This window comes from Moorena sp. SIO4E2, assembly GCF_010671945.1.
In the GTDB taxonomy this organism is placed as follows: domain Bacteria; phylum Cyanobacteriota; class Cyanobacteriia; order Cyanobacteriales; family Coleofasciculaceae; genus Moorena; species Moorena producens.
Genome location: NZ_JAAHIE010000257.1, coordinates 1 through 10292 on the forward strand (window position 1 = coordinate 1; position 10292 = coordinate 10292).

Here is a 10292-nt window from a genome sequence, read left to right on the forward strand (position 1 = left end):
TGCATGGTTTGACTTGATACAAACTCCCGGAAGGAGTCGTCCAAGGCTTTATCCTGTACATCTTTGCCGATTATCGGCTGAGTCGAACCCTTTCTGTAAACTCGGTTCCACAAGAACAAGAAGATGGGAAATAGGAATCTATACCGGAACAGTAAGTAATTGCGGAAGGTATAGATACCGCTTCCGAGCATGATCTCGTACCATCGGGATGCTTCGTCCCGGGGAAACTCACCGGGTGGGTTCAACGGGTGGGGAAATAAGCTTCCAGTGGATATATGAAGGGCATCTGCTCCAGCTTCCTCGACCCACTTGCAGATTTGGATAGAGTCTTCCAGGGTATTCCCAGGCTTATCCCAAGGAATCACAGCATCGTTGTATTCCACTGCACTGATTTTTGCCTGGAGGTGAAAATCGTTTCCTACCTCCTTGCGTATTCCCTGGATAATCTCCAGCAAGAAACGAGCTCGATTTTCCAGAGAACCGCCATACTCATCCTTGCGGTCGTTGATGCCTGAACTCAGAAATTGGGTAATCAGATAGCCATTGGCACTGTGAAGTTCTACCCCATCAAGTCCTGCCTCACGAGCTCGTCTGGCACCATCAGCGAATGCCTGAATCATTTCCTTGATTTCCTTGCGTGTCATTGCCTGACACTCCAGCCCATGAAATGACTCAGTTTCACTGGTTGAACTAAGACCCTTATTATGCAAATTCTCCACACCACCAACATCCCGCTGACGACCAGAGTGGCTCAGTTGCATCAAAAACTTACAGTCATATTCATGTACTTTCTCCCCGACCTTGCGCCAGAAAGGAATTCTATCATCGCGGTCAATCGTGGCATAGTTAGGTAAAATTCGTCCTCGGATTTGGACCGGTGTAAAGGAAGAGACGATTGCACCGACGCCGCCTCGGGCAAATTTCTCTTCCCAATTGATCCGTGCCTGGTTACCGGAACCATCATAGTTGTCAAATCGACCAGAGATATTAGAACGAAAGATCCGATTCTTTAGGGTCAAGTTTCGGAACTCCAAAGGTTCAAAAATTATATCCTTTTCCATTTGATTTAGTTGAATCTTGGCTTTTGTTGGAATAAAGCAAGCTACAAGCTCAATGCCTAGCATTCCAGATGCTGGCCGAATATTTTTTTAGGAAAACTATTTAATGCTCTTATTGAGAGTAAATAACAATAAGGATGTCATTTGTCTTTTGTCCTTTCTATTTTGTGACGCTTATTTGGTCTGATGCCCGATTCTCTGTTATACGCTGTCGCTAAGCTAGGAATAAATTACTGTCAGTGACTATTTCCCTTGACCCCATCCCCTTGCTTTGGGTTGGGGGAGGAGTCATTGAACTATCACAAATTTGTATAAGGGCGTTTGTTGGCCAATTTTGGGTCAGTCCTGACAAAATCTTGCTCCCCAGTTGGATGTTGTTAAGTCTCTCCTCGAAAAACTATAATTTCCAACACTTTCCATTATGACTTAACAACCATTGATATTTCATGATTATTAAGTTTTTTAACAACAATCCGGTTTTGGAAAAGCTCCCTGTGAGGATAACTATCAAGGCAATAGAGAGATTTTTGGCAGCTGAACCACCTACCTCAGCTAGCGCCCCCATTCTCCCTAAATTTATCAAAAGTATGCTATACCTCAACTAGAGTCCCTTTGCTTGCTTTATTGGCTTGATTTTTGATTGCCCTAGGATCTGGTGATCTGCTTAAAATGTAATTTAAGTTACAACTACTAGTGGATAACTATAACCTACATAGCATTTCCATTTGATTTGTGAACATAATCCCTTAGGGAAAGGCAAAAGGCAAGATTCAAAAGGCAAGAGCTAATCAAGTGTCTAGGGATTTTTTGTAATGAAAAAAACTGTCATACTTGTTTCCAATTCCTTTGGAAAGGCTATCGAAATAATTCTTCAAGATTTTCTGGGTTAATTTTTGTAAACATACACCTCAAATGAATCAAAAAAATCAGGTAAAGGATCGTCCGAAAACGGCTCTGATTACTGGTGCATCCAGTGGAATTGGTTATGAATTTACCAAGTTATTTGCTCGCGATGGCTACAAGTTAGTGTTAGTCGCCAGAAGTGAGTCGAAACTATCTCAACTAGCCGAGGGTTTTAGGGAAAAATTTGGGACATTCGTCAGGGTTATTCCGAAGGATTTGTCAGTTCCAGGAGCTGCACAGGAGATTTTTGACCAGCTCCAAGAGGAAGGTATCAAGGTTGATGCACTAGTCAACAACGCTGGATTCGCTACCTATGGAGCTTTTGCTGAAACAGACCTGGCTACTGAACTAGCCATGATGCAGCTAAACATAGTAGCCCTGACCCATTTGACCAAATTATTTCTGCCAGCTATGGTGCAACAACAGTATGGAAAAATTTTAAATATTGCCTCCACAGCAGCGTTTCAGCCTGGTCCGTTGATGGCAGTATATTATGCCACGAAAGCCTATGTCCTATCCTTTTCCGAGGCAATTGCCAATGAACTCAAGGGTTCAGGGGTGACGGTAACTACTCTGTGTCCAGGACCAACAGAATCGGGTTTTCAAGCTCGGGCAAACATGGAAGACTCTAAGCTGGTTAGTGGACAAAAGATTATGACTGCTGAAACTGTTGCTAGGATTGGCTATCTTGGTCTGATGAAAAATCGAACTGTTGTTGTGCCTGGTCTCAAAAACCAGTTGCTTGCCCTCAGTATAAGATTTATGCCCCGAAATCTAGTAACCCAAGTGGTGAGAAGCATGCAAGAAAGTAGCCACTAGTTCTGATTAGGGAGTGGATTGAGAAATTCTGGCTTAAGCTGATAGCCTTAAGGAAAATAGAAGCAATGGATATGGTAAGCATTCAGCTATCAGCTATCAGCTATCAGCTATCAGCTATCAGCTATCAGCTATCAGCTATCAGCTATCAGCTATCAGCTATCGGCTCTCAGCTTTTGAATAAAACAAGTAAGCATTGGTTTAATCTCTGTTACGTCAGCTGACCGCACCTCAAGTAGCGTGAGCTTTTAGCTCACGGCTGACGGCTGAATGCTTACTGGATAAGTCTCAGTAAAGCCTCAAGTAAGATTTGTCAACGAAACAATGAGCAATGAATAATGAACACCTACCCTTCTACCAATGTACTCGACTTGTTACGGCTTCTGGGTAATCTAGCCAGTGGCTTTATCCGTAACCCCCGTGGTTTCGACCTTGAAAAAGTATTAGGGGGTTGGATTGGTGATGTCATCAAACGCTATGGTAGTAAAAATGTCATTCTAAACTTTCTTCTCAAGAAAGTGTTGCTAGTATCTGGGCGTGACTTATCAGACCACATTTTACAAGACCCACCGGACAGCCAAGGCTATATCGAAGGCAATCTCAAGAAGGATGGTATGTCTTTCCTTGCTCCCAACGCCCTCACTATCAGCCATGATCAACAGTGGCAGCGCCTGAGACCTTATAACGAGGGAGTGCTTGGCACAGGTTGCCAGCACCAGTACCAACAGGCTTTCCTCGAACAGGTACATCATGCTTTTTCAAAGCCAGTATCCAACATTGAGGATATCCGGAAATGTATGGGTGAGGCAATGCTTGGCATCGTGTTTGGGGAAAATGTTGCTCCTGGGCGGTTGGTCAAGGATATACAGGTGTTATTCTCAATGGTGGGAAATCCGATCAAGCGGATTGTATTGGGAAGGTTTGAAACTAAGCGTTTAGAAAAATTTTATGAAACTCTTGAGCAGCTTTGGGAAGGCAGCGAAGCGTCTGAAAAGCCCTCTCTGTTGTCTATGGCTCATGGCATAAAGCCCTACACTACCGAAGAGGAACTCCTACAACAAATCCCCCACTGGATGTTTACTTTTACTGGTTCAGGGACTGACTTGCTGGCGAGAACCCTGACTATGATTACCTCTAGACCAAAGGTGCTGGAACGGGTGCGACAGGAAATCAAGAAAACAGGTTCGTTGGAGCAAGCCTCAACCATTGCTAAACTCAGCTATTTAGAAGCTTGTTTGTTGGAAACTGGTCGTTTGTTCCCTCCAGTGACCAGAACCTTTCACATCACAACAGCTGGCGACAGGTATAATAACACCCGTATTCCCCCAGACATGGAAATTCTGCACTTTTTCCCGATTATGCAACGGGAACGGTCACGAGACCCATCCACCGATTCGTTTGTACCTCAACGGTGGCTAGATCCGAGGGATCATGACAATTCGACTTACTCCAATTTGTTTCTGAGAGGATCTCGTACTTGTCCCGGAAGGGATTTGATCCTGTTTGTGTGTAAGAGTGCGATCGCAATTCTCCTCGACCAGCAGCAGCTGACATCCAAAACCAATGTACTCTCCCGAGACCCTCTACCAGCGTACTTCCAAGAAAAGGATATCCAATTTGTTAACCCTTGACCCTTGACTGTGAAATTTATTGACAGTTCAGTGATCAGCAAAGAGTACCCCAGATGGGTACTGTCAATTCTAGACAATTAGACAACACTAAATTTATTAGGTCATCCTCTTTAATTTATAAATTAATGAGTTATGATGAACATAAAAAACTGAGAAATAGAAAGAGCTAGACAACGGTGAATTAAGATCATGCCCAGTCTTATTCACCTAGGCTTAGGAGTGATTAGTAAGCTCCCACGAGAATTCCTGACACTCCAAACCTAAAACATTAAATCCCTCGGTAATAACTAAAGGAATTAGCACAATGACAAAGAAACCTTGGCATGAGTTCCCTACTCCTCTAGCCCTATTAAAATTAAATAAATTCCGGGATAATATGCGGGAAGAAAACCTGCACGATACTTCCCAATTACCCACAAAAGGGGAGCCCCCTGAACCGACTCCTAGTCCTGATGGTCGCCATCTGAAAATTCGCACAGCAGATGGTTCATTTAATGACCCCAATGATCCTAAAATGGGTATGGCTGGCACCCGCTTTGGACGCAATGTAGCCCTGAAATACGCCTACCCCGACGAAAAGAATTTACTCAATCCCAATCCCCGTACTATCAGTCGGAAGTTATTGACGCGGGATGAATTTGTACCAGCTTCGACCTTAAACCTAACAGCTGCAGCATGGATTCAATTCCAGACCCACGATTGGTTTTCTCATGGCTATAATGAATCCCAGGAGAAAATCGAGATTCCTCTGGAACAGGATGACCCCTGGCCCGAAGAGCATCGACCTCTGGAAATCGAAACAACTCCAAAAGACCCCACTCGTTCTGAAGACGATACCAACAATCCCCCAACCTTTATCAACCGAGAAACTCACTGGTGGGATGCTTCCCAAATCTATGGCAGTTATCAGGAAACTATCGATAAGGTGCGTAGCCATGTCGATGGTAAGATGATCATTGGTGATGACGGTTTGTTACCTGTCAACCCAGAGAACGGAATCGATATTGTGGGCTTTGACGATAACTGGTGGATAGGACTGAGCATGTTGCATATCCTGTTCGTCAAAGAGCACAACACTATCTGTGATCATCTGAAAAAACAATACCCTGACTGGACAGATGATGACCTGTTCGACCACGCTCGACTGATTAATGCTGCCTTGCTAGCTAAAATTCATACTGTGGAATGGACTCCGGGCATCCTGGGGCATCCCGCCGTGCAAGTTGCCATGAGAGCTAATTGGTGGGGTCTATTAGGTCAGGAATTCAAAAATCGTTTTGGGCGTCTTGGGGACAGTGAAGCAGTCAGCGGCATTATCGGCTCATCTACTGACCACCATGGTGCTCCCTTCTACCTCACCGAAGAATTCGTTTCTGTGTATCGGATGCATCCCCTCATCCCCGATGAATTCCCGTTTTACTCGGTTAAAGACGGTAAAGAGCTGCTGACAAAAGACTTTTTTGAAGTGTCTGGCAAGCGCTCACGTGCCATTCTAGAACAGGTAGATATAGCTGATTTATTCTACTCCTTTGGAATCAGCCACCCAGGTGCTGTCACCCTTTACAATTATCCAAAGAAATTGCAGCAGCTACTAAGGGACAACGGTGAAGTATTTGACTTAGCTGCTGTAGATATCCTCCGAGATCGGGAGCGAGGGGTTCCCCGTTACAACCAGTTCCGGGAACTAATTGGTCGCGATCGAGTTAAATCCTTCGAGGAAATCACTGAGAAACCAGAATGGGCGAAAGAATTGCGGGAAGTTTACAACAATGATATCGATAGTGTAGACCTAATGATAGGTATGTTTGCCGAAAATCCTCCCAAGGGATTTGGTTTCAGCGATACCGCCTTTCGGATATTCATCCTGATGGCATCCCGACGACTGAAAAGCGATCGCTTCTTTACCAAGGATTACACTGCCGAAATCTATACTCAATTCGGTCTGGACTGGATTGAAAAGAACACTTTCATAAGTGTTGTGCTCCGACATTACCCCAGCTTGGCTGCTAGTCTTAAAGGTGTTGAAAATGGCTTTGCTCCCTGGAAGCGCATAGTCAAGTGACGACCCAGTTGAACCTTTGGGTTAATGTTGACACTCCCCGCTCGCTCAGAGACGGGGATTCTTGCTTCAACAACGAACCTTGCTGTTTTTGGTTTGCACGGCTGACAGTAGAGATCAAATCTCCCCCCTGATGCTCACACTTGAAACCTGACTCACGCCAAGCCTCTATGTCTACATCCGTGAGTTGGATTAGATCAGAGCATCGGGGTTGAATGACTTGAGACAGTAGCGCCCAAACCAAGCTGCGAGCAATGTCTATCCCAGTTTTGAGAGGGGATTCTGAATTACCAGGAATACCTTTCTCTTGCACCAAATCTGTCTCTACCCAAATCCCATGAGCTCCCAGTAGAATTTGCGCCATCCACTGAGCCCGTGGTACATGGGTGCCAGAGGTAATTAACTTGACCTTACGAACACCCCACCGCTGGAAAATTGGGATACTAAAGAAAAAGTTACCAAAGGTAGAATTGGCACACTTTTCTAACCAAACCTGTTCCGAAGATGCCATCTCCCGCTTAAAAATTAGCCAAATGCAGGGGTCTGGGGATCCATGAGAAATCAGAATTCGCTTGTCTGGGTACTGTTTGGCTAATTCAGCAACATGGATTTCTCGACGAATACTCCCCCCTAGCACAAAGAACGTATCCACAGGTGCTGATGCTGCTGCCTGCAATCTCAGAGTATTAATTAGCAGCCAGCCACACAAGAACATTGCTATAGTTAATAACCCCCAAACTCGTAGGCGTCGTCGCCATTGTACTGCTCGTGACAAGTTGATCATCTTACAGTATTTTTGACATGCTTGACATTCTCTAGCATAGGGGTCATTAAATATTCTAATCCATCATTCATCTGCCTGAAATATTACCTTTGACTTGGGTTTGTAGCTTGACTGATCTCTAGAATTTTCTGAGCTACTGCCTGAGAAACTGGCATCACCGAGAGTCGATTTCCACGTCTAGTAACCCATAGCTCTTGGTCACTAAATTCCTGTTTAAGGGTTGAAAGCTCTAGGAAATGGGGAAAAACCTCGACAAATTGCACTAGCACAGTATGCCACCGAGGAGATTCAACACTTGATTTGGGGTCATAGTAACGGCTAGTTTGGTCAAACTGAGTTGGGTCAACGACTTCACTTTTAATAATTTCCATTAAGCCCACAATTCCAGGGGGTTTAGTGTTGGAATGGTAAAAAAAAGCTAAGTCTCCCTCTTTCATTTCACGCAGAAAGTTTCTAGCTTGGTAATTACGAACCCCATCCCAAATTGTTTTCCCTTCTTTTTCCAGATCAGTGATGCTATAGACTTGTGGTTCCGACTTCATCAACCAGTAATTCATTAGTTATAGCGTAAGCATTCAGCTATCAGCCATCAGCCATCAGCCATCAGGTTATGCGCTATGGGCACACTACTTAGGCGTTGCTTAATAATGGAATGATTTGAAGAGTTTTTAGGTGCGCTTTCCGCATCTAATTATTAAATTCGCCACGGGTCGCACCTGTGGAATGGGCATCTTGCCCGTTCCTGATATTTGGGGGCAGGCATGATGCGCACCCCACTCCTATTCATTCCCTATTCAGCAACGCCCACTACTTAAGGTGCTAACGAGCAGGGATTTTCAACCAGCCGTACTAGAACCGTAAGCTTGTTTGCTACCTCCCGTTGATTAGCTGACCGCTGACCGCACCTCAAGTAGCGTGCGCGTAGCGCATTAGCTGAATGCTTACATAAAAAAAGACCTCCTAAGTTTACATCTTAAATACAAACGCTATATGAAACTAATATTGATCGTAAGCATTCGTTACGTCACAGCGTCGAAGCCTGTGCCACAAAGCTGATACGCGACACGCTGATACGCGACACGCTGAATGCTTACCTTTCACTGTTAGTTAATTTTACTCCCTGATGAAGCTATCCAAATTTCTCTTGCCTGTAGGCTTACTGGCAATTGTCTTACTGGGATGGAGAGTGTTCAGTGCTGCCTCTGCTCCCTTACCAGAAGGGTTTCCACCTCCTACCCCAGCTGGCAAAATCGAAATCAAACACTACCCTGCCTATCGCGCTGCCACAGTACCCTACTCTGGGGAACTGTCTGAGGCAGCTAATCGTGCTTTTGGCACCCTGTACCGCCATATTAGCTCTAACGATATTTCCATGACTGCTCCGGTAGAGACTCGTTATCCGATCAGTACCCTAGAAACTAGTCAGGGAGGTTCCTTTGCTCAGGTTGGTGAGGCTTATGTATCATTTCTATACCACCGCCGTAATATCACTCCTGAGCAGATTGAAAGGAATATTAAGGTAGAAGACATAGCACCGATGACAGTAGTGAGCCTTGGGATCAAAGGTAGCTATAGTTATATCAGCTACCAACAGAGTATTGAGCAGTTGAAGGAATGGTTAGCCCAACACTCGGAGTATACAGTCGTTGGTACACCCCGTCGCTTTTTTTATGATTCTCCCTTTGTTCCGGAACCCCTAAAGCGCAGTGAAGTTCAAGTTCCTATTCGACCGGTAAATGAATAATCCCAATTTACTTTATTCCTGCTACCAATAATGATAATTAGAGTGATCAGGATTTTTAAAAAATGGAAAGACAAGAATTCTTTGAATCCAAGGGTGCAAGGATTTATGGAACACTTACCCTACCAGAAGGTGTGGAAAACCCCTCCGCTTGCCTATTCATTGGAGGCTCTTTTCCTCAGACAAGAGAAGGAAATCTAGATAATTCAAAAACCGATTGGTTCCCTACACCATTACCAGAGCGAAACCTGTTCCGGGATGAAGCTAGAATTCTTGAGGAAATCGGGATAGCGACATTTAGATACGATAAGCGAGGATGTGGTCAAAGCGAAGGAAATTTTAATACTACTGGACTATTTGACTTGGTAGATGATGCTCGGATGGCATTGCAATGGATGCGGAGTATTCCTGAGATTGACAGCAGTAGAATCGGAGTTCTTGGTCAAAGTGAAGGGGCTGTAATTGCTTTGATTTTAGCAGCTTCTGACCCAGACATTAAGTTTTTTGTTTGGCAAGGGGGCATTTATAACAACCTGGAAGGGATACTGAAATGGCAAGCCAAAGCCTTTGAAAAGTTAGATAGTACAACTATCAAAAATTTTAAAGAAAATATGCCATTGATTTACTGGATATACAAACAGATTGATGAAATTTATGCTAGGGCAAAAAGGGGTGAAGAGTTCTTTCGCATCGGAGATGAAGATTGGTCTTTTAATTATTACCTACCCCTGGGTCAAGAGCATTTTGAGAATCCTCCCTATTTATTTGTGGACAAGGTCAAATGCCCAGTACTGATTTTACATGGTGCCTTGGATCACAATACACCTCCAGAAGAAGCTCAACAAATGCAGCAAGCACTTATCGATGCTGGTAATAGGAATGTGACAACTCATATTTTTCCTGGATTGGATCACAGCTTCAGAAGATTAGGTGACCCAGATGAGGATTTTGTTACTGCTATGAAACGACCGCTAGATCTAGAAATGCCGCAAGCACTAACTGCTTGGCTAAAAGTCTGGCAAGAAAAGTGATCCGGTGATCAGATCAGGTCATGGGGAGATAGGGAGATCAGCTACAGCAGAGGAAAGAATAACAGATTATGATATCCCTTAATCTAGGTAACAAACCCGGTTTCTTTTAGGGTAATTTTTGGTAATGGATAAATAAACCATTCTTGACACTCCCCACGGTTAGAAACCGGGGGATTCTTCGTTCAGCGACCCAAGTTGCTGAGACAGGATTTCTCCAGTCCCAGTAGTGCTCAGGTCTCCCGAAGCGTTGGGATCTTTATCGATCCAAG

9 protein-coding genes are annotated in these 10292 nt (G+C 44.3%); 6 read left to right on the forward strand and 3 right to left on the reverse strand.

Translation table 11 applies throughout. From position 1 onward, the window contains the following. The coding region (locus F6K37_RS22860) for an NADH:flavin oxidoreductase (RefSeq protein ID WP_287252328.1) at positions 1-1061 on the reverse strand (1061 nt) is incomplete at its 3' end. A 909-nt stretch (positions 1062-1970) separates the two neighbouring features. Between F6K37_RS22860 and F6K37_RS22865 the strand changes: the two genes are divergently transcribed. From F6K37_RS22865 to F6K37_RS22880, 4 genes are all read left to right on the forward strand, one after another. Further along, positions 1971-2780, forward strand: a complete 810-nt coding sequence (locus F6K37_RS22865) for an SDR family NAD(P)-dependent oxidoreductase (RefSeq protein ID WP_008187946.1) — start codon at positions 1971-1973, stop codon at positions 2778-2780. Between the two features lie 65 nt (positions 2781-2845). After that, positions 2846-3001: a hypothetical protein gene (locus F6K37_RS22870; RefSeq protein ID WP_287252331.1), complete on the forward strand. Its 156-nt coding sequence runs from the start codon at positions 2846-2848 to the stop codon at positions 2999-3001. A gap of 114 nt (positions 3002-3115) precedes the next feature. Beyond that, positions 3116-4408 (forward strand): cytochrome P450, encoded by a 1293-nt coding sequence (locus tag F6K37_RS22875; RefSeq protein ID WP_008187948.1) that lies wholly within the window; start codon positions 3116-3118, stop codon positions 4406-4408. 304 nt (positions 4409-4712) lie between these two features. After that, positions 4713-6470, forward strand: a complete 1758-nt coding sequence (locus F6K37_RS22880) for a peroxidase family protein (protein ID WP_008187949.1) — start codon at positions 4713-4715, stop codon at positions 6468-6470. Here the strand turns inward: F6K37_RS22880 and F6K37_RS22885 are convergent. Together F6K37_RS22885 and F6K37_RS22890 are read right to left on the reverse strand one after the other, a co-directional pair. After that, the gene (locus tag F6K37_RS22885; protein ID WP_081431920.1) at positions 6463-7251 is read right to left on the reverse strand and encodes a YdcF family protein; all 789 of its coding nucleotides are present in this window, start codon (positions 7249-7251) and stop codon (positions 6463-6465) included. The genes F6K37_RS22880 and F6K37_RS22885 overlap by 8 nt on opposite strands. Before the next feature lie 83 nt (positions 7252-7334). Beyond that, a complete protein-coding gene (locus F6K37_RS22890; RefSeq protein ID WP_008187951.1) occupies positions 7335-7808 on the reverse strand; it encodes an EVE domain-containing protein in 474 nt (157 codons plus the stop codon). A gap of 566 nt (positions 7809-8374) precedes the next feature. On the opposite strand from F6K37_RS22890, the gene F6K37_RS22895 reads away from it, so the two are divergent. Then, positions 8375-8995 (forward strand): heme-binding protein, encoded by a 621-nt coding sequence (locus F6K37_RS22895; protein ID WP_008187952.1) that lies wholly within the window; start codon positions 8375-8377, stop codon positions 8993-8995. 62 nt (positions 8996-9057) lie between these two features. After that, positions 9058-10023, forward strand: coding sequence for an alpha/beta hydrolase family protein (locus F6K37_RS22900; RefSeq protein ID WP_008187953.1), 966 nt, complete (start codon positions 9058-9060; stop codon positions 10021-10023). Positions 10024-10292 lie beyond the last annotated feature (269 nt).